The organism is Streptomyces sp. NPDC096311 (assembly GCF_044763085.1).
In the GTDB taxonomy this organism is placed as follows: domain Bacteria; phylum Actinomycetota; class Actinomycetes; order Streptomycetales; family Streptomycetaceae; genus Streptomyces.
The window spans coordinates 134,910-157,388 of sequence record NZ_JBIWFN010000015.1 but is presented as its reverse complement, the minus strand read 5'-3'; the positions used below and the strand labels follow the sequence as shown (position 1 = coordinate 157,388).

The 22,479-nt window shown below is 70.6% G+C and carries 21 protein-coding genes; 11 read left to right on the top strand and 10 right to left on the bottom strand.

Going from position 1 to position 22,479, the window contains the following annotated elements:
* Positions 1-42: 42 nt before the first annotated feature.
* Together ACIRA5_RS34165 and ACIRA5_RS34160 are read right to left on the bottom strand one after the other, a co-directional pair.
* Positions 43-1,470 carry an alkaline phosphatase family protein gene (locus ACIRA5_RS34165; RefSeq protein WP_403697536.1) on the bottom strand — a complete coding sequence of 476 codons (1,428 nt, stop codon included), beginning with the start codon at positions 1,468-1,470 and terminating at the stop codon, positions 43-45.
* Positions 1,471-1,685: 215 nt separating this feature from the next.
* A complete protein-coding gene (locus ACIRA5_RS34160) occupies positions 1,686-2,423 on the bottom strand; it encodes an SAM-dependent methyltransferase (protein ID WP_403697533.1) in 738 nt (245 codons plus the stop codon).
* A 271-nt stretch (positions 2,424-2,694) separates the two neighbouring features.
* Here ACIRA5_RS34160 and ACIRA5_RS34155 point away from each other — a divergent pair, with 271 nt between their 5' ends.
* From ACIRA5_RS34155 to ACIRA5_RS34145, 3 genes are all read left to right on the top strand, one after another.
* Positions 2,695-4,620, top strand: coding sequence for a glycoside hydrolase family 5 protein (locus ACIRA5_RS34155; RefSeq protein WP_403697530.1), 1,926 nt, complete (start codon positions 2,695-2,697; stop codon positions 4,618-4,620).
* A 107-nt stretch (positions 4,621-4,727) separates the two neighbouring features.
* On the top strand, positions 4,728-5,918 hold the full coding sequence (locus ACIRA5_RS34150; RefSeq protein ID WP_403697527.1) for an MFS transporter: 1,191 nt from the start codon (positions 4,728-4,730) through the stop codon (positions 5,916-5,918).
* Between the two features lie 161 nt (positions 5,919-6,079).
* Positions 6,080-6,388, top strand: coding sequence for an aldehyde dehydrogenase family protein (locus ACIRA5_RS34145; protein WP_403697524.1), 309 nt, complete (start codon positions 6,080-6,082; stop codon positions 6,386-6,388).
* 112 nt (positions 6,389-6,500) lie between these two features.
* Here the strand turns inward: ACIRA5_RS34145 and ACIRA5_RS34140 are convergent, their stop codons facing one another.
* On the bottom strand, positions 6,501-7,673 hold the full coding sequence (locus tag ACIRA5_RS34140) for an acyltransferase family protein (protein ID WP_403697522.1): 1,173 nt from the start codon (positions 7,671-7,673) through the stop codon (positions 6,501-6,503).
* Positions 7,674-7,843: 170 nt separating this feature from the next.
* On the opposite strand from ACIRA5_RS34140, the gene ACIRA5_RS34135 reads away from it, so the two are divergent.
* Positions 7,844-8,869 (top strand): phosphotransferase enzyme family protein, encoded by a 1,026-nt coding sequence (locus tag ACIRA5_RS34135; RefSeq protein ID WP_403697519.1) that lies wholly within the window; start codon positions 7,844-7,846, stop codon positions 8,867-8,869.
* Positions 8,870-8,882: 13 nt separating this feature from the next.
* On the opposite strand, the gene ACIRA5_RS34130 is transcribed toward ACIRA5_RS34135, so the two are convergent.
* Both ACIRA5_RS34130 and ACIRA5_RS34125 read right to left on the bottom strand, forming a co-directional pair.
* Complete coding sequence (locus tag ACIRA5_RS34130) at positions 8,883-9,983, bottom strand: winged helix DNA-binding domain-containing protein (protein ID WP_403697517.1); 1,101 nt, start codon at positions 9,981-9,983, stop codon at positions 8,883-8,885.
* 161 nt (positions 9,984-10,144) lie between these two features.
* Complete coding sequence (locus tag ACIRA5_RS34125) at positions 10,145-10,729, bottom strand: DinB family protein (protein ID WP_403697761.1); 585 nt, start codon at positions 10,727-10,729, stop codon at positions 10,145-10,147.
* Positions 10,730-10,851: 122 nt separating this feature from the next.
* Here ACIRA5_RS34125 and ACIRA5_RS34120 point away from each other — a divergent pair, with 122 nt between their 5' ends.
* The 4 genes from ACIRA5_RS34120 (at position 10,852) to ACIRA5_RS34105 (ending at position 15,075) form a co-directional block, all read left to right on the top strand.
* Positions 10,852-11,883, top strand: a complete 1,032-nt coding sequence (locus ACIRA5_RS34120; RefSeq protein WP_403697514.1) for a helix-turn-helix transcriptional regulator — start codon at positions 10,852-10,854, stop codon at positions 11,881-11,883.
* Positions 11,884-11,972: 89 nt separating this feature from the next.
* On the top strand, positions 11,973-12,146 hold the full coding sequence (locus ACIRA5_RS34115; RefSeq protein ID WP_403697511.1) for a hypothetical protein: 174 nt from the start codon (positions 11,973-11,975) through the stop codon (positions 12,144-12,146).
* Between the two features lie 122 nt (positions 12,147-12,268).
* Positions 12,269-14,131 carry an ABC transporter ATP-binding protein gene (locus tag ACIRA5_RS34110; protein WP_403697508.1) on the top strand — a complete coding sequence of 621 codons (1,863 nt, stop codon included), beginning with the start codon at positions 12,269-12,271 and terminating at the stop codon, positions 14,129-14,131.
* Complete coding sequence (locus tag ACIRA5_RS34105; protein WP_403697505.1) at positions 14,128-15,075, top strand: protein kinase; 948 nt, start codon at positions 14,128-14,130, stop codon at positions 15,073-15,075. Before ACIRA5_RS34110 ends, ACIRA5_RS34105 begins: the two co-directional genes overlap by 4 nt.
* Here ACIRA5_RS34105 and ACIRA5_RS34100 read toward each other — a convergent pair.
* Both ACIRA5_RS34100 and ACIRA5_RS34095 read right to left on the bottom strand, forming a co-directional pair.
* Positions 15,053-15,808 carry a hypothetical protein gene (locus ACIRA5_RS34100; protein ID WP_403697503.1) on the bottom strand — a complete coding sequence of 252 codons (756 nt, stop codon included), beginning with the start codon at positions 15,806-15,808 and terminating at the stop codon, positions 15,053-15,055. The two genes, ACIRA5_RS34105 and ACIRA5_RS34100, sit on opposite strands and share 23 nt — an antisense overlap.
* On the bottom strand, positions 15,798-16,385 hold the full coding sequence (locus ACIRA5_RS34095) for an RNA polymerase sigma factor (RefSeq protein WP_403697500.1): 588 nt from the start codon (positions 16,383-16,385) through the stop codon (positions 15,798-15,800). The genes ACIRA5_RS34100 and ACIRA5_RS34095 overlap by 11 nt, the downstream gene beginning before the upstream one ends.
* A 370-nt stretch (positions 16,386-16,755) precedes the next feature.
* Here ACIRA5_RS34095 and ACIRA5_RS34090 point away from each other — a divergent pair, with 370 nt between their 5' ends.
* Both ACIRA5_RS34090 and ACIRA5_RS34085 read left to right on the top strand, forming a co-directional pair.
* The gene (locus tag ACIRA5_RS34090) at positions 16,756-17,553 is read left to right on the top strand and encodes an SAM-dependent methyltransferase (RefSeq protein ID WP_403697497.1); all 798 of its coding nucleotides are present in this window, start codon (positions 16,756-16,758) and stop codon (positions 17,551-17,553) included.
* Positions 17,554-17,611: 58 nt separating this feature from the next.
* Positions 17,612-18,142 (top strand): GNAT family N-acetyltransferase, encoded by a 531-nt coding sequence (locus tag ACIRA5_RS34085; RefSeq protein ID WP_403697759.1) that lies wholly within the window; start codon positions 17,612-17,614, stop codon positions 18,140-18,142.
* Between the two features lie 267 nt (positions 18,143-18,409).
* Here ACIRA5_RS34085 and ACIRA5_RS34080 read toward each other — a convergent pair whose 3' ends face one another.
* From ACIRA5_RS34080 to ACIRA5_RS34070, 3 genes are all read right to left on the bottom strand, one after another.
* Entirely contained in the window at positions 18,410-19,390 is a 981-nt protein-coding gene (locus ACIRA5_RS34080; protein WP_403697495.1) for a CU044_5270 family protein, read from the bottom strand.
* Positions 19,387-20,139, bottom strand: coding sequence for an RNA polymerase sigma factor (locus ACIRA5_RS34075; protein ID WP_403697493.1), 753 nt, complete (start codon positions 20,137-20,139; stop codon positions 19,387-19,389). The genes ACIRA5_RS34080 and ACIRA5_RS34075 overlap by 4 nt, the downstream gene beginning before the upstream one ends.
* Before the next feature lie 127 nt (positions 20,140-20,266).
* Positions 20,267-21,577, bottom strand: a complete 1,311-nt coding sequence (locus tag ACIRA5_RS34070) for an MFS transporter (protein ID WP_403697757.1) — start codon at positions 21,575-21,577, stop codon at positions 20,267-20,269.
* Between the two features lie 211 nt (positions 21,578-21,788).
* Between ACIRA5_RS34070 and ACIRA5_RS34065 the strand changes: the two genes are divergently transcribed.
* Positions 21,789-22,460 carry a beta-glucanase gene (locus ACIRA5_RS34065; RefSeq protein WP_403697491.1) on the top strand — a complete coding sequence of 224 codons (672 nt, stop codon included), beginning with the start codon at positions 21,789-21,791 and terminating at the stop codon, positions 22,458-22,460.
* Positions 22,461-22,479 lie beyond the last annotated feature (19 nt).

Sequence of the window (22,479 nt, the reverse complement as noted above, 5' to 3'; positions counted from 1 at the left end):
CCCCGGAGCCGCTGCCCCCGAAGCCCGCACACTGCACGGCCGTCATACGTGTGGCCGGTCTCCCGTCTCCTGGTGAGGGAACGACTGCTCGGCGCCCGGAAGGGTGGGTGCGGGCAGTGTCGCCACTTGCGCCTTCGCCTTCTCCAGCTGCTGCGCCGTGTCGGCGGACAGGAGCGGCGGCAGCGGCTGTGGCTGCGTGAAGCGGAAGGCCGAGGTGAAGTCGCCGAACGCCGTGCGGCGCCAGGCGCTGATGTTCGGTTCCTGGACGCCGGTGAACTGTTCCAGGAACCGCAGGGCCGAGGTGTGGTCGAAGGCCTCCGAGGCCACCCAGCCGCCGACCGTCCAGGGCGAGACGATGATCGCGGGGACCCGGAAACCGCCCCCGATGGGCAGCCCCTGGACGAACTCGTCCGGTGTACCCGCCGCGGGGGTCGGCGGCGGCACATGGTCGAACAGGCCGTCGTTCTCGTCGTAGTTGAGGATGAAGACGGTCTTGCTCCAGACCTTCGGGTTGGAGGCGATCGCCTCGATCTTCGACGCGACGAAATCGGCGCCCGCGGCGGGCAGGTAGTGCGGGTGCTCGGACTGGAAGCTCGTCGGCATGATCCAGGAGACGGTGGGCAGCCGGTCGTTCCGCGCGTCGTCCTCGAACGTGCCCTCCGGCTGGGGACGTACACCGCGCTCGTACAGGTCGGATCCCGGCGCCGCCGCGCGGAAGTTCGCGAACTGCTCCAGCATGTTGCAGTCGTAGTCGTCGTCCTGCTGGTACACCTTCCAGCTGATCCCGGCCGTCTGAAGCCGTTCCGCGTACGTCGTCCACCGGTACGGCGTCGAGGCCGTGTTCCCGATGATCGGCCCGCCCTGTGTGCCGCCGGGGTCGATCGTGCCGGTCATCCAGTACAGCCGGTTGGGCCAGGTCGGTCCGAACACGGAGCAGAAGTAGTGGTCGCAGATGGTGAACGTCTCGGCGAGGGCGAACTGGAAGGGGATGTCCTCGCGGGTGTAGTAGCCCATCACGTACGGGCCGTTGACGCCGTCCGCCTTGCGGTGGGCCGGGAGCCAGCGGTCCATCTTCCCGCCGTTCCACGCGTCGTGCTGCACCGACCACGCATGGCTGGTGGAGGGGATCGCCTGGGCGCTGGAGGCGTGGGTGTCGAGGTGGAAGGGGAGCAGATAGCCCTTCGGGTTCACGGCGTCGGGCTGATAGAACACCGACCGGCCGTTGTCGAGAGCCGGCGCGGCGGGGTCGGCGAAGCCGCGGACGCCGGGCAGGGTGCCGAAGTAGTGGTCGAAGGAGCGGTTCTCCTGCATCAGCAGGACGACGTGCTCGATGTCGCGGAGCGAGCCGTGTTCCCGCGGCCCGGCCGCGACGGCCTTCTGGACGCTCGGCGGGAGGAGGGAGAGTGCCGCGGCGCCGCCCAGTACACCGGCGGCCGAACCCAGGAGTCTGCGGCGGGTCAACCCTGTCATGAACACCCCTTCTTGAGATTGCGTCAGCTCTTCGGCGTGCAGGTCGGTCCGCAGGGGGACCGACCTGCTGGATCACTCTGCTCGGAGGCACCGGCGCTGGGGTGGAGGCGCACGGTGATCATGACGACATTGTGCGGCGAAGGGCCGGCCGGGCGATGACCGGCATGGACGCTGTCGCAGGGAGACAGGGGGTTGCCGGACCGGCGCGGGCGGCTTCAGTCGGACGTCGGGCGCAGGATCAGGCAGACGAAGCCGAAGGCGTCCCGGTAGACACTCAGCCATTCGGTGCGGTGGGTGGTGGCTGCCGCCAGCGCCTGCGAACTGTCCGGATCGTCGGGGTGGTCCAAGGCCCATGAGGCCAGTGACCCCGTCCACGCCCATTCGTAGTCGTCGAGCTCCCGGCGCGTGCTGATGTGCCCGTCGACGGGTGTCCATCCGTCAGAGATGACGCGGTCCACGGTGGTCGGCAGGTCGGCGAGGTCGCCGAGCATCTCCACGGCGTCGGGGGAAGGCTCGTGTGACCAGAATCCGTCGCCGACCAGGACGCGGCCGCCGGGGGCCAGGTGCTTGCGTGCCGCCTCGAGGGTGGCGCTCAGGCCGCCGAAGGCATGCGTGGCGCCGACGCTGATCACCAGGTCGAACATGTGGGGGGCTACGAAGTCCGCGGCATCTTCCGGGTGGAGGACGAGGCGCTCTTGCAGGCCGAGGGTGTGCGCGGCACTCCGCGCATGCGCCAGCGCGCCCTCGGAGATGTCGACGCCTTCGGCCCGCAGGTGCGGGTGCGTGGCCAGGGCGCGCAGGAGCCACTCCCCGCCACCGCAGCCGAGGTCGAGTACACGCGCGCCGCCTCGCGGGATGCCGCGTTCCAGCAGTCGGCGCACCGAGTCGTCGTCGAGCGGGGCCGCGATCGGATGATCCGCATGGGCCAGGGTGGAGATCTGTTCACGGTTCACCGGCGGAGCCTGGCACGGACCCAGGCCGCACGCACCTGATTTTTCTCCGGGCCGCACCGGACGGATCGGGACGGCCGCGACAACCGAGGCCGACCCGGCTGCCGTCCGCCCATAGGCCGACGGCCGCTGACAATTGTAGGCTGGCGGCCGCCACCAAGACCGGTGACCAGGGCCGGACTTGATGTCACTCTGGAAGGGCGCCACGCACAGGCGCTCGTCCGTCGCGACGCCGACTCGTCAGCTTCACCCCAGCGCTCCCACAGAGGACCGGATGCCGACCATACGTAGACTTGTCAAGTACCTGACATCAGCGACGGCGGCTCTCGCGCTGCTGACCGCGGCGCCGACGGCGCTGGCCACCGTCCCGGAGCCCGTCGCCGCCAAGGCCCTCCCCCAGGCCACCGCCGCGGCGGCCGACACCTGGCAGCCTCCGCTGTCGACCCAGGGCCGGTACATCGGCGACGCCCGGGGCAACCGGTTCCGGCTGAAGTCGGCCAACTGGGACGGCGCACAGGGCTCATGGACCGGAAGCGGCAGCATCACCGACCCCGCCAACCACCACGCCGGCCAGGACTCCTACGGCATCCCCCTCGGCCTCGACCGTGCCCCGCTGCCCGAACTGCTCGCCGACTTCCACGAACTCGGTATCAACAGCATCCGGCTGCCGTTCTCCAACGAGATGATCCACGCGACAGCGCCCGTGCCGGACGTGGCCGTCGCCGCCAATCCGCAACTGCGCGGCAGGACGCCCCTGCAGATCTACGACGCCGTCGTGGCCGCCCTCACCCAGGACGGGTTCGCGGTCATCCTCAACAACCATACGAACACCTCCCGTTGGTGCTGCGGCATCGACGGCAACGAACGGTGGAACAGCAGCCAGTCCACCCAGCAGTGGACGGACGACTGGGTCTTCATGGCCCGCCGATACGCCACCGACTCCCGTGTCGTGGGCGCCGACCTCTACAACGAGGTACGGCGCGACGTAATGGACGACCCCAACTGGGGCGCGGGCGACAGCCACGACTGGTACGCCGCCGCCCAACAAGCCGCGGACCGCATCCTCACCGAGGCCAACCCCAACCTCCTCATCATCATCGAGGGCATCAACTGGACCGGCGTCCCCGTCGACGGGCTGCCGCACGACCGCCCCACCCTCACACCCGTGCGCACGCTCTCCCACACCCTCGTGGACGCCCACAAGCTGGTCTACTCCGCCCACTTCTACGGCTACACCGGCCCCCGTCACAGCGGCGCCACCGGAATCGGCGAGACCCACGACGCCCGCTACCAGGACCTGACCCGCGACCAGCTGTACCAGGTCCTCGCCGACCAGGCCTTCTACGTCACCACGGAGGGGCAGCACTACACCGCGCCCGTGTGGATCAGCGAATTCGGCATCGGCGCCAACGAGACGGGCACCGCGCCCCGCACCTGGTTCGGCAACATCACCGACTACTTCGCCGACCATGACGCCGACTTCGCCTACTGGCCCCTGGTCGGCTGGGAGGGCCACGACGACTGGGCCCTGCTGCGCTACGACACCGCGGGACGACGGTACGGCATCCTCGACCAGGGCGACTGGCGCGCCACCGCCTGGAGCCACCTCATGACCTCTCCCACACGTACCGGAACCATCACGCCGGTCCCTGTCTGGCGCATGCTCACCACCGACCACGGCGACCACGTGCAGTCCCTGCGCGTACGGGCCGGCGGCGACTGGGATCCGGGGGCCTACAAGGCCGCCTGCCCCGACGGCTTGCGGCTGATCGGCCTCAGCCACACGTCCGGGCGTGGCCTGTGCACCGACACCACCGCCGGCGACCTGCGCGCCGCAGGCAACGCCCAGACGGTCGTCACCGACGAACGGTACGTCCCCGCAGGCGGCGACTGGGCCGGTGGCTACACCAAACTCCAGTGCCCCACCGGGCAGTTCCTCATCGGCTACAGCCGCCGCGGTGACCGCGTGTCGGCTGCCTTGTGCGCGCCCGGCCGCACCCCGCTGGGGGCCACCGGACGGACTGTCTGGTTCGACCGCTCCGACACCCGGCCCGCCGACATGGCGGGCGGCGACTTCGCCTACGGCGCTTACAAGGGCCAGTGTTCCGCCGACGAGTACGCCGCCGGTATCGCCTTCACCACCCGCGTGGGCAGCACCGCGGGACCCGCCGCCCTGCTGTGCACTCCGCTGAAGCCCTGAGCCCCTTACCGCCCCTCATCTCCGCATCACCGCAGGTGGGTGTTTCGGACGCGCCACGGCTGCGGCCCGACCGGGCCGGGGCCGTGTGCGGGGTTACCGTCGGCGGCATGGACGGTGATCGCCGAGGGTGGCGCCAGTGTTTGCTCAGCGGGGCGGTGTTCGTCGTGTGCATGGCCGGCACCACGCTGCCGACTCCCCTCTACGGCCTCTATCAGGAGAAGTTCGGATTCTCCGAGCTGACGGTCACCGTCGTGTACGCCGTGTACGCCTTCGGGGTCATCGGCGTGCTGCTGCTGACGGGGAACGCCTCGGACGCCGTGGGCAGACGTCCGGTCCTGCTGTGGGGCCTGGGATTCTCCGCGGCGAGCGCCGTCTGTTTCCTGTGCGCCACGGGGCTGGGCTGGCTGTACGCGGGGCGGCTGCTGTCGGGGCTGTCCGCCGGTCTGTTCACCGGGGCTGCGACGGCGTACGTGATGGAGTTGGCGCCGCACGGCGGCGCCTCCCGGGCCACGTTCGTGGCGACGGCCGCCAACATGGGCGGCCTCGGCTGCGGCCCGCTGCTCTCCGGAGTGCTCGCGCAGTACGCCGCCTGGCCGCTGTACCTCCCGTTCGCCGTGCATCTCGCCCTGGTGGCCTGCTCGGCCGTCGTCCTGCTGTGGCTTCCGGAGACCGTGCGGGAGCGGCGGCCGCTGAGCACCGTACGGCCGCAACGGCCCGGCCTGCCCGCGCAGGTGCGGGCGGTGTTCGGGCCCGCGGCGATCGCTTCGTTCGTGGGGTTCGCGCTGTTCGGGGTGTTCACGTCGGTCAGCCCGGCGTTCCTCGCGCAGTCGCTGAACGTGCACAGCCACGCCGTCAGCGGGCTGGTCGTCGCGCTGGCCTTCTTCGCCTCGACCGCCGGGCAGCTCACCGTCGGCCGGGTCGGGATGGGGCGATCGCTCCCCCTGGGCTGCGCGGCACTCCTCGCCGGGCTGGCGCTGCTCGCGGGCGCGCTGCGGTGGGACCTGCTGGCGCTGGTGGTGCTGAGCGCGCTCGTCGGCGGGGGCGGGCAGGGGCTGGCGTTTCGCGGGGCGCTGTCCGCGGTGGCCGAGGCGTCTCCCGCGGACCGGCGCGCGGCGGTGATCTCGACGCTGTTCGTGGTGGCCTACGCGGGTATCTCGGTGCCGGTGATCGGTGTGGGGCTCCTGACGGGTCCCCTCAGCCTGGAGGGCGCGGGCCTGGTGTTCATCACGTGTATGGCCGTCCTGGTCTCGACCGCGGCCGTGTACCTGCTGCGGCGGCCGGTACCGGTGAGGACATGAGCGCGTACGGAGGGGTGAAGTACGTGACGTGTTCCTCTGTCCGCAGTGTCAGCCCGTCTCCACCGGAGCGTGCGCACTCGCGGGGGCCAGGTCGGCTTCGACACAGGCGGCGCACGCGCGCAGGGCGTACAGCATGGTGTCTCGGGTGACTCCGGGCCGGCGTGCGTCGCGACGTTCAGCGGGCGAAGGCCGCGGTGAGCGCCTCGGGCAACTACGACGAGATCTTCGGCCAGGCGACCGTGATCCACGTGGTCGACAGCGCCGACGAGGCCGTGACGCCGGCCAACGACACACCGTACGGCCAGACCGCCGGCGTGATCACCGAGAACCTGGCGACCGGTCTGGAGGTCGCCCGCCGCCTGCGTACCGGCATCGTTCACGCCTTCGGCGGGCCGGCGGGCGCCGAGGCCTTCACCGACACCCGCTGGATCACCGCTCAGACCAGCGGCCACGGCCACTACCCGATCTGACATCCGCCGGACGAACCGATGTCCGGGCTCACTTCGGCCCCTTCGACACCCACATGTCGAAGGGGCCAGAAGTAGTTCCCGATGTGTGGACAGCCGTCCTGGCGACGAGAGCTCAGGCGCGGCGGCGTGATCGGCCGAATCGGCGTACGAGTGGGGCCTCGACCAGGGCGTAGAGCGCCCAGGACAGCAGGACCGTGACGGCGGCCGTGCCGACCAGCATCGCCACGCCTGTCGCGGTGGAGTACATCTGGTGGGTGCCGAGGGCCTTTCGGAGCGTGGACAGCGCTGTGTAGTGCAGGAGGTAGAAGGCGAAGGAGATCTCGCCCAGCCAGACCATCGTGCGGTTCCTGAACAAGGTGAAGCGGCCCTCGATGTCCGCGGTGGCCGCGGCCGCGATCAGCAGCGCGATCGGCAGGATCATCGCGGCGCGCTGACCGTAGAGATAGGGCACGTGGAAGGTCAGCACGTACCCACCGACCAGCAGCAGGCTCGACCAGAACATGCCGATGTTCCGCCAGCGCCCGTGCTTCACCGCGAGCGCCACCAGGATGCCGAGGGCGAAGTCGACCATGCGGACCGGGGGCAGTACATAGCTGAACCAGTACTGGGAGACCGAGAGGTCCTGGCCGCTGGGCACCCGTGGGGTCTTCGGGAACAGGGCGTACGCCAGCGCGGGGGTGGCCCACACCGCGGCGATGGCTCCGGTGATCCAGTACTTGAGATGACGGGCGTCGATACGCCTGAGGACACTCAGCAGCAGGGGGAAACTCAGGTAGAAGACGGCTTCCACGGCCAGCGACCAACTCGGCGAGTCCACGCTGAAGTTGGTGAAGTAGCTGGGCACCCACACCTGAACCATGAACAGGTTGGCGAGGGAGACATGGGTGGAGGTGTAGGAACTGGCGAACAGCAGCATGGCGAGCGCCCAGGCGACCACGTAGTTCGGGTAGATCTTGACGAACCTGCGCCGCCAGAACCCCGTCGTGGTGTCGCCGCGCCGCGCCGACCAGGTCAGGACGAAACCGCTGAGCACGAAGAAGAACGACACGCCGAGGCCGCCGGCCTGCGAGGTCCAGTCGGCCAGGCGGTACTCGGTTCGGTCGTCGGACAGCAGCCGCAGCGGGGGTATCGGGAGGAAGGCGTGGTGGGCGAAGACCGCCAGCGCGGCGGGGAACCGCAGGCCGGTGAGGGAGGGCAGCCGGGAGACGCGGGGACGCTTGGGCTCGGCGGCTTCGCCGCTCTCGTCGGCCGGCGCGGAGCCGGTCAGTACTTGCTCAGTGGCCACGGGATTTCCTTTCTCGAGTGTCGTCCTGCAGCGGCCCGCTCTTTGTACAGTCGCGTGCTCGTGGCTCACTCAAGAGTTGTTGTTGGATTGAGCTCGTTCGGGCTGTGGTGAGATCGACTCAACCGGCCCGGCCACGAAGCCTGGCCGTCAGCGTCCGGAGAGGTTCCTGAATGCATTTCACAGCCGACTTCATAGCGGAGACCTACCAACTCGGCTCCGGGCTATGGGCGTTGGCGCCCGTCACGCGTGGCGCGTTGGGCCAGATCTGGAGGTTCTCCGGGAACGGCTCCTCATGGGCGGTGAAGGAGCTCCTCTTCGGCTGCGACGAGGAACAGGTCCGCCGGGAGGCCGCATTACGGCAGGCCGCGGAGGACCTGGGCATTGCGTCACCGCGGCTCTATCCCAATCGCCACGGTGCATACGTCTCACACATCACCGCTTCTTCGGGTTCTTCGGATTCTTCCGGTTCCTCGGGTTCCTCGGGTTCTTCAGGCGGGTCCTACGTGAAGCTGTACGACTGGATCGACGGCGCCGAGGCGGACGCGTCCGATCCGGGCATCCTGGACTGGTTCGGCCGGACCATGGCACTTCTCCACACGGCGGGACAGGACGCGAGCGAGACGCCAAATGCCTGGTACGAGCGGTCCCCTCAGGACGTCGAATGGAAGGCCCTGTACAAACAGGTGCGTCAGGCCGGCCTGCCGTGGGCGGAGGCGTTGGGGCGGTTCATCGACACGTCCGCAGCAGAGTTGGCGCACTGGGTGACACCGGCCGACGCCGACGATCTGGTGACATCGCATCTTGACCTGCAGCCCCAGAACGTTCTGGTCGGCCGGGACGGGCCGGTCCTCATCGACTGGGACAACGCCGGAGTCACCTCGGCGGAACGCGAGTTCGCACGCGCCGTGTACGTATGGTCGGGCGGCAACCACGCGGACATCGATTCCGCCCGGCGGCTGGCGCAGGCCTATCGGAGTGCCGGAGGCCGCGCCGCCATCACGGATCCTCAGTCGTTCTCGATGCTTTTCGCGACGGCCCTGAACTTCGTCTACGTACAGGCCGAGTGCGCCATCGACCAGACCGTGACCGCCGCGCAGCGCGAGTTCGCAAGCAGACAGGTCGTCGACTCCTTGCGCGGCATGCCGGAGCTGGAGGTCGTGTCCCGGCTGGCCGCCGAGCTCGATGCCGTGCGGTAACGGGGCGTGCCCCTCAGCCAGGAGCCGCCGCGACCCGTACGCGGCGGCTCTCGCTGTCGGAGAGGAATGACGTCAGTTCCTCTCCCTGTTCGGCGACGGCGGTGCGCTCGGCCGCGGAGAAGCGGCGCAGTGGCGTGACGTTCACCGTGCCTGCCTCGACGTTCCAGGTCGCGGCGACCCGGCCGTCGACAAGGACGACGCGGGCGCCCGCGACCGACAGCCCGCGGTGGGCGTCGTCGACGATCCGGCCGCGGTCGTGGTAGCCGAGGAGCGCGTTGTCGAACGCCGGCAGGAACCGGACCGGGGCGGGTGTGTCGGGGTCGGGGCGCGGCATGCCGGGGAGGTCCAGCAGTTCCCGGCCTCGCTCGTCGCGGAGGGTGACCAGTTCCTCGCGTATCGCGGCCACCGCGGCCGGCAGTCCGGCGAGGCCGCACCAGGCGCGCAGGTCGGCCGAGGCCGCGGGGCCGAACGCGGCCAGATAGCGCCGTACCAGCACCTGGCCCACGGGATCGGAGCGGTCCTCGGTCGGCGGGTCGATCTCCCGGCCCAGCCAGGACGAGAGCGGCACGTTGCGCACTCCCGCCTTCGTGCGCCACAGCCCGCGCGGCGGCAGCTGTGCCATCGGGACGAGGGCGGCGATCAGCATCTCCCCCAGGGCCCGCGGTCCCGGTGCCGGCCAGCGCTCGGCGAGCGCCCGCGCGAGCTCGGTCATCGAGCGGGGCTCGTCGTCGGACATCACCGCCCGGCCCGCCGCCGCGAGTTCGTCCAGGTCGATCCCGTCCAGCTCGCGGCGGTAGGTGGCGAGCACCCGTTGGCGCAGCATGGCGTCGTGGCGGGACCGCCAGGCCAGGGCGTCGTCGGCGGTGAGGAGGTGGACGGTACGGCGCATGAGATGGGTCCGCACCACACTGCGCCCCGTCAGCAGGTCCGAGAGCGCTGCCGGATCGAACGCCCGCAGCCGGGACCAGAGTCCCACATACGGTTCCTGCGGTTCCTGTGCCTGGAGACCGCACAGGTGCGCGACGGCGTCGAGGACCGGTCGGTCGGCGTGCTCGAGCAGCAGTTGTCGGGCGAGTGTCGCGCGGTTGAGGGCCCGGGTGCCGAGAACGGTCATCGGGTCACGCCGATGCCGGTCCGCCCCGGTGCGCACATCTTCACGGTGACGCCGTTCCCTTCGGTTCCGTGCAGGTCTTGATCGATTCCGTGCGGGTCACGCGGGTCGGGACCGGATGGCGGCCGGCGGGCAGCCGCCACCCGGTCGAGGTCCGCCACCGGTCAGGTCGACGTCTGCCCGTCGAGCGTCTCGCGCAGGATGTCCGCGTGCCCGGCGTGCTGGGCGGTTTCGGCGATGACGTGCATCAGCACCCGGCGCACACTGCGCACCGCTCCGGGCTCGTGCCAGGGCGCCTCCGGCAGCGGGTACGTCGTGGACAGGTCGGGCAGGGAGGCGATGACCTTCTCGCTTCGGGCGGCGACCTGCTCGTAGCGCTCGACGATCCCCGCCAGCGTCTCGCCGGGCAGCATCCGGAAGTCGTTCTGGTGGTCGATCGCCCACTGCGGGAACTCGTGTGCGGTACCGGCCGTGAGGTCGGCCCAGGTGACACCGTCGGGCAGGTCGTAGCGCAGCGCCGAGGGGCCGTCGACCGCGAAGCGCATCCATCCCTCCTCGATGGACGCGACGTGCTTGATCAGCCCACCCAGGCACAGCGCGCTGACCGTCGGGTGCTCGCCGGCCTGTTCGTCGCTGAGCCCGCGCGTCGTGTGGGTCAGGGCCGCTCGCGCGGTCGCGAGCTGGGCGAGCAGGTCGGCCCGCTCGTCGTCGAGCGCGCGGGGCGTGGAGGGCGTGGAGGTGGCGGTCATGGTGATCCGGTCCTTCTCTTCGTTGCCGTTGGCCGGCTGTTCGTTGCTGTGGTCGGGCACGGAGGAACAGTCGCAGGAGAAGCGGTCAGGATGTGTCCGCTTCTCGGGGCACCATGGAAGTCATGCAGAAGACCTCCGCGCGGCTGCTGTCGCTGCTCTCGCTGCTCCAGGCGCGCCGGGACTGGCCGGGGGCGCTGCTGGCCGGCCGGTTGGACGTCAGCCCGCGCACCGTGCGACGCGACGTCGACCGCCTGCGCGAACTCGGCTACCCGATCGTGGCCACCAAGGGCCCGGACGGCGGGTACCGACTCGACGCAGGCGCACAACTGCCCCCGTTGCTGTTCGACGACGACCAGGCTGTCGCCCTCGCCGTCGCGCTCCAGACCGCCACCACCAGCGGTGCGGGCATCGAGGAGGCCGCGGCGCGCGCACTGAACACCGTCCGACAGGTCATGCCGGCGCGGCTGCGCCGCCGCGTCGAAACCCTCCAGGTCACCGCCGTCGAGCGGCCCGCGGCCCGGCCTCACCCACAGGTCGACAGCAGCATGCTCATGACGCTCGGCGACGCCGTCCACGCCCGCGAAGTGCTGCGCTTCGACTACACCCCCGCGTCCCCTGCGGGAACCGGCGACCGCGACCCCGCCGGGGCTCCGCCGCGCCGGGTGCAGCCCCACCACCTCGTCACCTGGGGCGGACGCTGGTACCTCGTCGCCTGGGACCTCGACCGCGACGACTGGCGCACCTTCCGTGCCGACCGGATCAGCCCGCGCACCCCCACAGGCCCCCGTTTCACTCCGCGTGAACTGCCCGGCGGGAACGTGGCCGCCTTTGTGACCAGCAGGTTCCAGGGCTCGGACGGCTCCGGCGGCGCGGACGGCTCCGACGGCTGGCCCTGCCGAGGCGAGGTGATCCTCGACCTCCCCGCCGCCGTCGTCCTGCGCCACACCCGCGAGGGGATCGTCGAGGAGCTCGGCCCGGACCGCTGCCGCCTCGTCCTCGGCTCGTGGTCGTGGCCAGGCCTGGCGGCCACCCTCGGCAGGTTCGACGCCGACATCGAGGTCGTCGGGCCGACCGAACTCAAGGACGCCTTCGCGCACTTGGCCCGCCGCTACGCCACCGCCGCGGCCGACGTACTGACACAGAAGACCCAATAGGACAAAACCAACTATTTACTTCAAAACGACATCTCAACGACACCCGGGACCGTATCTGATACAAGGCACACCCCAGCGGGAGGAATGCCATGGCCATCTTCAGTGATCTCTTTCCTGCCAGACACGGTGACCACGACCACGGGCACGACCACGGCCACGACCACGGGAGGAACGACCGCTCGGGTCACGACGAGCACTCGATGAACAGGCACCACGGCCGTCACTCCGACTTCGAGGACCACCGGTCCGGTCACGACGAGTGAAAGCGGGAGCGGACCGGCGTCCGGAGGACCGACCGGAGCCGGTCCGCTCCGTCGTCCGAGCGACGGTCGACGAACGGATGACGGACGACAGACGGACGACGAACGACTGACGGACGCATGCGATGAAGCGTGTCCCGAGCCATGTTCTGGAGCGGCTGCTGTGGGTGGGCGAGGAGTCCGCGCCCCTGGTGACGGCCGCGCCGCCCGTGCCACCGCGCGAGGTGTTCCGCCGTTTTTGGCCCTACACCCGCGGCCGACGGCAGTGGCTCGTGCCGCTCGTGCTGTTCAGTCTCGCCGGTCCCCTGGTCGACGCGGCCGAACTGTGGCTCTTCAAGGTCGTGGTCGACGACGTGCTCGTCCCGCGGGACCTACGACCGTTCCTCTGGATCGCACCGACCTACCTGGGGCTGGTCGTCGCCTCCGGCGTCCTGGGGTTCGCCGACGACATGACGGCCACGTGGGTCGGCGAACGCTTCCTGCTGGCCCTGCGCGCCGACGTGTTCCGGCATGTCCAGCAGCTCTCGCTCGGGTTCTTCGAGCGGCGGCGGCTCGGGGACGTACTGTCGCGCGTCACGGGTGACGTCGACGCCGTCGAGACGTTCCTGCTCTCCGGCGTGGCGGACGTTCTCTACAACGTGATCCGACTGGGCGTCTTCCTCGGGCTGCTGTTCTACCTGCGCTGGGACCTGACGCTCCTCTCACTCGTCATCGTGCCGCTGTTCTGGCGCGCCGCCCGGCACTTCTCCCGGCTGGTCAGAGAGGCGTCCCGGGAGCGCAGGCGCCGCAGTGGCTCGCTCAGCGCCGTCGCCGAGGAGTCACTGGGGAACGTTGCCCTGGTCCAGGCGTACAACCGGCAAGGCTGGGAGGAACGCCGCTTCGAGCGCGAGAACGTCGGCAAGTTCCAGGCCTCGATGACCACGGCACGCATCCGTGCCGTCTACCGGCCGGTGGTCGAGCTCATCGAGGTGTCCGGTGGTCTCGCCGTCATGGGCCTGGGCACCTGGAAGCTGGCGCAGGGCCAGCTCACGCTGGGCGGGCTGCTGGTCTTCCTGGCCCTGATCGGCAAGCTCTACAGCCCGATCCGCGACCTGTCCCGCCTCGGCAACACCTTTTACGCCGCGTCGGCCTCCGCGGAGCGGATCATCGAGTTGCTCGACCAGCGCCCCCAGGTCGTCGAGTCCGCCGACGCCCGCCGGATCGGCCGGGCCCGCGGTGAGGTCGAGTTCGAGAGCGTGTCCTTCCGCTACCCCGGTACGCCGGCCCTGGCGCTGTCCGAGGTGTCGTTCCACGTCTCCCCCGGCGAGACCCTGGCGCTGGTCGGGGCCAGCGGGGCCGGCAAGTCCACCGCCGCCAAGCTGCTGTTGCGGTTCTACGACCCCGACCGGGGCGCCGTCCGGCTGGACGGGACCGACCTGCCGGAACTGGCCCTGTCCGACGTGCGGGAGAGCCTCGCGGTGGTCCTGCAGGAGACGCTGGTCTTCCACGGCACGGTGCGGGAGAACATCGCCTACGGCCGGCCCGGCGCGACGGACGCGGAGATCGTCGCGGCGGCCCGCGCGGCCGACGCCCACGACTTCATCCGGCTGCTGCCCGACGGCTACGACACGATGGTCGGCCAGCGCGGCCGGACGCTGTCCGGCGGACAGCGCCAGCGCCTCGCGATCGCCCGGGCGATGATCAGGGACGCGCCCGTGCTGCTGCTGGACGAACCGACCACCGGCCTCGACGCCCGATCGGGCCTGCGCGTCATGGACCCGCTGCGCCGCCTGATGGCCGGGCGGACCACCGTCGTCATCTCGCACAACCTCCTCACCGTCCGCGACGCCACGCGGATCGTCGTACTCGACCACGGGCGGGTCCTGGAGACCGGGACCCACGACGACCTGCTCGCTCGCGGCGGTGCGTACGCCGGTCTCCACCGGTTGCACGCCGTGCCCGGCCCCGTCCGGGCGGGCGGCCCCCTGCCGGGGACGGTGCCGTCGTGACCGGGACGCGCACGCGAGTACGGGCGCCCGCGGCGGGGGAACCTGCTCCCCCACCCCTGGCCCCGGGCACCCGTCCCGCACCGGGCTACGAGATCCTGCGGCACCTCATGCGCACGGGATGGCTGGACCTGTACGACACGTGGAGCGAGCAGCGGGCCTGCCGGTGTGTCGTCAAGGTCGTACGCCCGGACCGTCGCGACGAGGCTGTGCCGCGGGCCCGGCTGCTGCGGGAGGGCCGGTGGCTGTGCGCCTTCAGCCATCCGCACCTGGTCCGCGGGTACGAGACCCAGGAGTGGCCGGAGCCGCTCGTCGTCCTGGAGACGCTGACCGGGGAGACGCTGTCCCACCTCGTCCACCGCCTGCGACGGCGAGCGGCGGCCGGCGACGTGGCCCTCCTCGGCGTGCAGTTGTGCTCCGCGGTCCACTACCTGCATGGCCAGGGCCTGCTGCACCTGGACCTCAAACCGTCCAACGTGGTGGTGGAGTGCGCCGTGCCTTTGCCCCCCCCCCTGGGGGGGCCCCGGCGGGGGGGGCCCCCCGCGGCGGGGGGGGCCTCGGCCCCCCCCCGCGCCCCCCCGCGGGCGCGCGGCGGCCCGCTGACGGCCGCCGCCGACATCTGGGGCATCGGCGTCACGTTGTACGAGGTGGCGAGCGGCGACGCGCCTTTCGACCCCCGCGGGACCGCGGAGGGCACGGCCGACGGCGATCACCACCGGTGTCCGCGACTGGAGGTGAGCGCACCGCCGGTCGGCTCGCGGCGCCGGCTGCCCCGCGCGCTCGCGGCGGCCATCGACGGCTGCCTGGCCATGGACCCGTCGGCCCGGCCGACGGTCACCGAACTGGCCGCGTCGCTCGGCGCGGTCCTCCCGGCGTACGGCCCTCGTACGCCCTCCTGCGGACACCCGGGAGCCGGGGACGTCGCTACGTTTCCCCGCCCGACGTGAGATGGGCGGTGGCGAGCACGGTGCCGTCGGGCGACGTCAAACGGGCGCCGGACACGGCGGCGGGGTCGACGCGGGTCGGGCCGCCCCAGAACCCGCGGCCCTCGTGCAGGCTGAAGGTGCCCGTCCGGACCGTGCCGCCGTCGCGCCGCTCCAGCAGGCAGGAGACCGAGCCGCTGTACGGGTCGCGCGCGCCGGGGAGATCGACGGTCATGTAGATCCAGCCGGGGGAGCCGGTGTGGGCGTACACCTCGCCGGCCGACTGCCTGGGGGCCGCGGCCGAGGTCAGATCGCCATGCAGCAGGTCGGCCTCGTCGCCGACGGACCGGGAGGCGCCGGCCACCGCGTTCTCGATCGCCGTTCCGGCCGCCCAGCCACCGAAGCCGACGGCGAGGACGAGTGCGGCCACCGCGGAGGCGAGCCGGAGCCGAAGCCGGCCACCGAAGCCCCTGCGCCAGGCGCCCGGAACGCGGGCGCGCGCTCGCCCGTCCTGGGCCGGTGTCCCCTGGGTCAGCGCCTGCGCTACCCGGGTCTCGAATCCGACCGGCGGCTCGCAGCCCGGCAGCAGTCCGATCAGCCCGTCGCCGACGAGGGTCAGCTGCTCGACGTACTCGCGGCAGTCCGCGCATCGGTCGAGGTGGGCGACCGATGCGGCCCGCTCGCGTCCCGGCAGTATGCCGAGAGCGAGTTCGGCGCCGATCTCCCGCAGCTTCTCGCAGGTCATGTCATTGGACATGGTCGCCTCGCTTCGGGGACACGAGCGTGGTGCGCAGCTTCGCCATGGCGGTCCTGATGCGCGTCTTCGCGGTGCCCAGGGGGATGTTCTCCCAGTCGGCAACCTGCTGGGCTGTCATGCCGTAGATGCTCGCCATCACCAGCGCGCGGCCCTGTTCGCGGGGCAGTTCCGCCACCGCCGCCCGCAGCCGCGAGGACGCCTCGTCGGCCAGGACGTGCTGTTCGGGGGTGTCACTGACGACTCCCAGGATCACGTCGAGGTCCTCGGGCGCCACCGGTTCCGGCCGCCGCGCGCGGACGGCGTCGATGGCGAGGTTGTGTGCGATGGTCGTCAGCCAGGTCTTCACCGAGCCGCGCCGCGAGTCGTAGATCTGGGCATGCCGCCAGGCACGTTCGAAGGTCTGCTGGGCGATGTCCTCGGCGAGTTGTGGGTCCCCGGTGACGGCGACGGCGACACCGAAGACCGTGTGCTGGAACCTCCGCACGAAGGTGACGGCCAGCTCCGGGTCGCCGGTGGCCAGCCCGGACAGCAGAGCTTCGTCCGGGAGACGGCCCACGGGGAACCGGAATCTCGACATACCCATATATACGGTCCGCCCTCGCCAGGAGATTGCCCGGCTGTCACGGAACCCCACCTTCCGATTGTCCCGCGCTTCCGCCTACGCAGCACGGGCAGCGGCCCGACCTGCCGTTTTCCGGGCGTGTGGCGTTCCGGATGACCAGTCGGTGCCGTCCGGCGAGGGCGGGAGGTGGAGGGGAGGTTCCTCCTTTGGCCCTGCGTCGAGATGTCGCCCGGCGTTGTGGACCTCAGGTAATCCCGTGCGCACCGAACGTGACGGTACCGCTCGCGCCAGTAACTGCGGTCATGGGCACGGCAGTTGATATGCGAAGCTGTCGTCAGCCGCTCGCGGGCAAGGTGGCCGGGGCAGTCGTCGAGAGGAGCACAGCGTGAGTCAGGACGGCTTCCGCACCGGGGAGATAGACACCAGCAGGCCACACCCTGCGCGGATCTACGACTACCTGCTGGGCGGCAAGGACAACTACGAGGTCGACCAACAGGCCGGCGACCAACTCGCCTCCGCCGCTCCCGAGGTGCGGATCGGCGTGCAGGCCAACCGCGCCTTCCTGCAACGCGCCGTCCGTTACGTCGTCAACAGCGGCGTCCGTCAGATCCTCGACATCGGCACCGGGCTGCCCACCGCCCCGAACGTGCACGAGACCGCCCACGAGGTGGCCCCGGACGTGCGCGTCGCGTACGTCGACAACGATCCGATCGTGAAGGCGCACGCCGACGCGCTGCTCAGCCGCTCCGGTGCGACCAGCATCGTGCTCGCCGACCTGCGCGATCCGCGGGCCGTGATCGACCACCCCGACGTCCGCCGAGTCATCGACTTCGACGAGCCGGTCGCCCTGCTCCTCGTCGCCATCCTCCACTTCATCACCGACGCGGAGAAGCCCGATCAGGCCGTCGCCGCCCTTCGTGACGCGCTGCCCGTCGGCAGCTTCCTCGTGCTCTCGCACGCCACGGGCGACTTCGCCGACCGCAGCGAGGCGCAGGCCGTCTACAACAACGCCACCGCCACGCTGAACCTGCGGACCCGCGCCGAGGTGGAGCGGTTCTTCGACGGCTTCGAACTGGTCGAGCCCGGCCTGGCCCAGGTCCCGTTCTGGCGCCCGGACGCCCCGCCGCCGGCACGTTCCGGCGAGATCGGCTTCTACGGGGGCGTGGCTCGCAAGATCGGCTGAACCGACCTCTCCGGCCGATGCGGTGGCCAGGCGCCGGTACGAACAGGATCATGGCGAAATGACTGATCGCCTGCCCGCCGCATCGCCCACCGTGGTGCGGCTCACGGCGTACACGAAGACCGACCAGACCGAAATCCTGGGTGCCGGCGCCGACCCCTTCGGCGTCGCGGACGCCGGCTTGACATGGCTACCCAAGAAGGATCATTTCGGCATCAGGCAGAAGGACCGCCTCGTCGCGCACGCCGGGCTGTTGCAACTGCCCATGATGATCGGCGGGGTGAGCACACAGGTGGTGGGCGTCGGCGGAGTCGCTGTCGCTCCTGATCTGAGGGGGCAGGGACTGGCACGGTCAGTCGTCTCGGCGGCCCTGGACCACGCACGGACGCTGGGGCCCGAGTTCGGGCTCCTGTTCTGCCGACCGCCCCTCGTCACGCTCTACCGGCGACTCGGCTGGCGCACGCTTGAAGGTGACGTCCAAGTGGATCAACCCGAAGGGCCCGTGATCATGCCGCTGCAGACCATGTGGACGCCACTGCGCGATTCGACTTGGCCCACCGGTCAGGTTCGCCTGCTCTCGCTCCCCATGTGACCGAGGGCGCCGGTGAGCGAGCGGTTTTCCACCTTGCTGAGCATGTGGTGCGGAGATCACGAGGACACGGCGGCCCGCCCGGATTCGACTTCGGCACGGGTGACGCGCTCGACTCGCTGGTGTGGTGGCGCTTCGACCGTGCCCTCCGGTCCACGGCCCACACGCATGAACTCGCGAAGGGGGCGCGCGTACCGGCAGGACGGTCGGCAACCTGGCCGTCAGCAGACGGGGCATGGGCCGCACGACCGCCCTTCGGGCTGACCGGTGTCAGTTACTGGGCTCCTTGCCCCGCTTGTCGGTGACTCCGGTGTCGAGCAGGGCCTCCTTGTCCGAGCCCAGGTACGTGAGGGACTTCTTGTCGAAGACCCACACCTCGCGGTCGTCACGGTTCTTGAAGCTCAGGCCGATGCCGGAGCGGCCCGCGAGGTCCTTGGCGTTCTCGACGACCGAGACGCCCGGGATCTTCGCCGCCGCGCGGTAGAGCGCGGCGTCCAGCTCGGGGAGAAGCGTCGCGCCGTCGAGCATGTCGCCGATCGTCTCCAGCGCCGCGCTCTGCCTCGTCTGCCCCTCCCCCTTCGAGTCGGCGTAGATCTTCTTGAGCAACGCGTCGGGATCGTTGGGCAGCGCCTCCATCTCACGGAATGTGGTGACGTTCGGGTCGGCGTACAGCGTCATGTCCCTCGTGCCCTTGGCGTACGAGGAAAACGGGTCCCGCGGGCGGGGCGGTGGCCCCTGCAGCACCGTGATCCGGCTGAGTCCCGGGCGCTTGCCGTCGACGGCGGTCCAGCGCGAGTCGCGGAAGATCCGGATGTCCTTGTCCGTGATCTTCAGGGAGCCCTGGGTGCGGATGTAGACGTACTGGTCGTCGCGGACGGGCACGGCCTTCTTCGCGGCGGCGACCGTGGCGATGCGGTTCAGGAGGTCGACGGCCTCCGGATCGGTGGTGCGCGTATCGGTGGTGCCGGTGGCGATGACAACTGCGGCCGTGACGGCGGCGGCAAGGGGTACGGCGATCACGGCGAACCGGCGTCCGGGACGCGCGGCGGTCCTCCGCGGCGTGGCGACCGTCGCGGCGAGCCGGGCGTCCTGAACACCTTGGACATCCCGGACATCAAAGGTGTTCTGGACTTGCGGAGTGATCTCTCGCATCAAGTGGTCCTTCAGCAGGTCGTAGCGGTCGCTCGTCAGAACCGGGGCGCCCGGGCTCGGCACCAGCCGGGCCAGTTCCTGTCGCTCTTCGGGGTTCATCGGTACTTCTCCTGTGTCGACCGTGCCGCTTCTGGGCGGCCACCCGGTTCCTGTCCGATGGGGGGATGGCGTCTCGGTTCTTCTCCTGACCCGGGTGGTCCCGGCCGGCGTCGGGACAACTCCTCCTCCGCCAGGCGACGCAGGCGCACGCGGGCCCGGGAGAGACGCGACCGTACGGTGCTGGCCGGTACGCCGAGGGCCTCGCCCGCGGCGGCGTAACTCAGGCCCGACCAGACACACAACGCGAACACCTCGCGCTCGGGTCTGCGAAGCCCGCCGAGCGCGGCGCGGGCGGCGGCGAGCCGTTCGGTGTCTTCGATGCGGCCGACGAGTTCCTCGGCGAAGTCGGGCACGGTGCCGTGGTCCGACGGGCGGTCGGGAAGCCGGGCGAGCGCGGCGCGGTGCCGGCGGGCGGCGCGGCGCGTGTTGCGCAGGACGTTGGTGGCGATGCCGTAGAGCCAGGGCCGCAGGCCGTCCCCCTCCGACGACTCGGAGGGCTCGTACGGCGGGAATGGCTCGTACGACTCGGCGTCCGGGTCACCCTCTTCAGGAGCCGCGGCGTCGGGTCTCAGCCTCTCCCGCAACCGCCACGCCTCCAGAAAGGTCAGGGACACCACGTCCTCCGCGGCGCCCCGGTCTCCGGTCAACCGGGCGGTATGGGTGTACACAGCCCGGGCGTGCACGCCGAACAGCTCGGCGAAGGCCTCCGGGTCACCGGCCCGTATCCGGGCACGTAGGGAAAGTTCCACGACCAGCCCTGTCCGCTCAGCACTCCGCGTCTCTATGGCGTCCGTCACACATGCGCCCCCGCACCCACGCGGCGAGGCCCTGGTGGACCCAGGTGCCGTGCCCGGAGATTCGCAGGATGAGCCCCCGTCAGCCCGTGCCCGTGGCTTGCGCCTGTTCGAGCTCGTAGGTCTGCGGAAGGTCACGCTCGCGGCGCATCGGGCTCATGACGAGGATGAGCCAGCAGGGCGCGACGAGGCCCGTCATGATCCACATGGCGAGCCGGTACCCGACCAGGTCGCCCAGTACGCCGCCGAGCAAGGACCCGACGGGGATGGTGCTGTGATTGATCATCATGGTTGTCGCCACGACCCGGCCGAGCAGATGCGGTGGGCAGTAGGTCTGCCGGAAGCTGCCGACCACGATATTGGCCACGGAGATTCCGATTCCGACGAAGAAGCCGCCTGTCGCGAACAGCAGGAGCTCCGGCCCCGCCGTGGTCATCGGCATCAACAGCGCGAACGGCGCGGTGGCGGCCTGCAGGAGAAGCAGTCCGCGCGCGGTGCCGAACCGCCGGGTGAACCCGGTGGCCAGCAGCGCGCCCACGATGCCGCCGGCACTGCCGCTGGTCAGCAACAGCCCGACCATGGCCGGATTCAGTCCGACGGTGCGAACCAGGAACACGACCTGCACCGCCTGGTAGCCCATCAGCGCCATGTTGATCACGGCACCCCAGGTGACCATCGGCCGCAGGTACGGGTCCCGGCCCACGAAACGGAGCCCTTCGACGATCTGCCGTCGGAGAGGGGCGCGTTCCTCGCCGGGAGCGCGGTCCGGCTCGACCACCCTCATCCGCTTCAGGCAGACCACGGAGATCAGGAACGTCACGGCGTCGGCCAGGAGCCCGGCCACCGCGCCGAACGCCTGAGCGAGCAGCCCCGCCACCCCCGGCCCGGCGACCCGGACGGCGGCCTCGCTGCCCTGCAGTTTGGCGTTGCCCTCCAAGAGGTTTCGGCCGTCGAGCACGATCGGGATGTACGAGTGGTAGGCGGTGTTGAAGCACACCGCCGCGGTGCCGCATGTCAGCGCGACGACGACCAGGTGCTGAAGGGTGAGCGCGTCGAGCCACGCCGCCGACGGAACGCTCAACAGCGCGGCGGCGGCGACCAGATCGCACGCGATCATCAGTGGGCGTTTGCGTATCCGGTCCACCCAGGCGCCCACGGGCAGACCCACCAGCAGCCAGGGCAGCCACACCGCCGCGGCGAGCAGACCCACGGCGGTGGAGTCGGCGTCCAACACCTCGACCGCGATCAGCGGCAGGGCCACGCCGGTGACGCTGCTGCCCAACCCGCTCACGGATTCGCCTACCCAGAGCAGGCGAAAATCCCGTTGGGTGAGTACTCCCCAGCCCGTTCGGGGCCGGTCCTGCGTGTCATTCGTCGGGTTCACCCGAGGCATCATGCCGTGAGCCCCTCAACCGGGCGTACCGGGTTGACAGTTGGCCTCACAGCGGGCGACGGCTCGGTGCCGAGTGCGCCCGGGGCCTCGTTCACTCCGAGTTCACTCCGAAGAGTTGTTTCCCCGCCGGTCGAGGGGAGCGGAGCATGCGTCGCGCTCCTCGGGGGAGAACCAGTGGCGTACGCGAAAGCCGACATCAAGGAGGCCGCGCGTGTCCGATGTCGTCTTCACCGCGGACTTCGCCTCGACGCGGCAGTGGGTCGCGGGGCATTCCTGGGCGTATCCCGACGGCGGCCCCGTCAACCCGGACGACGACAAGCTCGACTACCTGGTCACCGACCCCGACCACTGCCGCACCGGCACCTTCCGCGCCACCCGGCGCCCGGACGGCAGATGGAACACCGGCCTCCTGACGACCGAGGACAGCGACGACGGTTTTCTCCTGTGCGCGGGAGACGTGCTGGAGACCCGGGTGAGACTCCCCGCGCAGATCGGCGCCTGGCCGGCCATCTGGACATGGCGGGACGGAAACCAGGAGGTCGACGTCTTCGAGTACCACCCCGACCATCCCGATCTCCTGGAACTCTCCAACCATGTGCGCGGTGGGCACCGCTACTACCGCGACGAGGCCGTCCAGCCGGGCGCCTGGGTGGACCTGCGCGTCGAGTTCGGCGCCCGTTCCGTCGTCTGGTGGGTCAACGGGGATCGCGCCTACGCCGACCGGCGGGGCGTAGGCAGGAGCTGGCAGGCCTACCTCATCGTCAACCTGTCCGTCTGCGCCGGGCGTTACCACCCACCACCGGCCGACGGGGTCTCCGAGATGGCGTTCGAGGTGGCACAGCTACTCGTCCACAGACCGAGCATGGTCGGCGACGGCCTCTAGCGTCGGCACACGACCGGCC

Excerpts from the sequence above, each read along its gene's own strand:
- ACIRA5_RS34165 (WP_403697536.1), bottom strand. The coding sequence starts at position 1,470 with ATGACAGGGTTGACCCGCCGCAGACTCCTGGGTTCGGCCGCCGGTGTA.
- ACIRA5_RS34155 (WP_403697530.1), top strand. The coding sequence starts at position 2,695 with ATGCCGACCATACGTAGACTTGTCAAGTACCTGACATCAGCGACGGCG.
- ACIRA5_RS34150 (WP_403697527.1), top strand. The coding sequence starts at position 4,728 with ATGGACGGTGATCGCCGAGGGTGGCGCCAGTGTTTGCTCAGCGGGGCG.
- ACIRA5_RS34135 (WP_403697519.1), top strand. The coding sequence starts at position 7,844 with ATGCATTTCACAGCCGACTTCATAGCGGAGACCTACCAACTCGGCTCC.
- ACIRA5_RS34130 (WP_403697517.1), bottom strand. The coding sequence starts at position 9,983 with ATGACCGTTCTCGGCACCCGGGCCCTCAACCGCGCGACACTCGCCCGA.
- ACIRA5_RS34125 (WP_403697761.1), bottom strand. The coding sequence starts at position 10,729 with ATGACCGCCACCTCCACGCCCTCCACGCCCCGCGCGCTCGACGACGAG.
- ACIRA5_RS34120 (WP_403697514.1), top strand. The coding sequence starts at position 10,852 with ATGCAGAAGACCTCCGCGCGGCTGCTGTCGCTGCTCTCGCTGCTCCAG.
- ACIRA5_RS34115 (WP_403697511.1), top strand. The coding sequence starts at position 11,973 with ATGGCCATCTTCAGTGATCTCTTTCCTGCCAGACACGGTGACCACGAC.
- ACIRA5_RS34110 (WP_403697508.1), top strand. The coding sequence starts at position 12,269 with ATGAAGCGTGTCCCGAGCCATGTTCTGGAGCGGCTGCTGTGGGTGGGC.
- ACIRA5_RS34100 (WP_403697503.1), bottom strand. The coding sequence starts at position 15,808 with ATGTCCAATGACATGACCTGCGAGAAGCTGCGGGAGATCGGCGCCGAA.
- ACIRA5_RS34095 (WP_403697500.1), bottom strand. The coding sequence starts at position 16,385 with ATGTCGAGATTCCGGTTCCCCGTGGGCCGTCTCCCGGACGAAGCTCTG.
- ACIRA5_RS34085 (WP_403697759.1), top strand. The coding sequence starts at position 17,612 with ATGACTGATCGCCTGCCCGCCGCATCGCCCACCGTGGTGCGGCTCACG.
- ACIRA5_RS34080 (WP_403697495.1), bottom strand. The coding sequence starts at position 19,390 with ATGAACCCCGAAGAGCGACAGGAACTGGCCCGGCTGGTGCCGAGCCCG.
- ACIRA5_RS34070 (WP_403697757.1), bottom strand. The coding sequence starts at position 21,577 with ATGCCTCGGGTGAACCCGACGAATGACACGCAGGACCGGCCCCGAACG.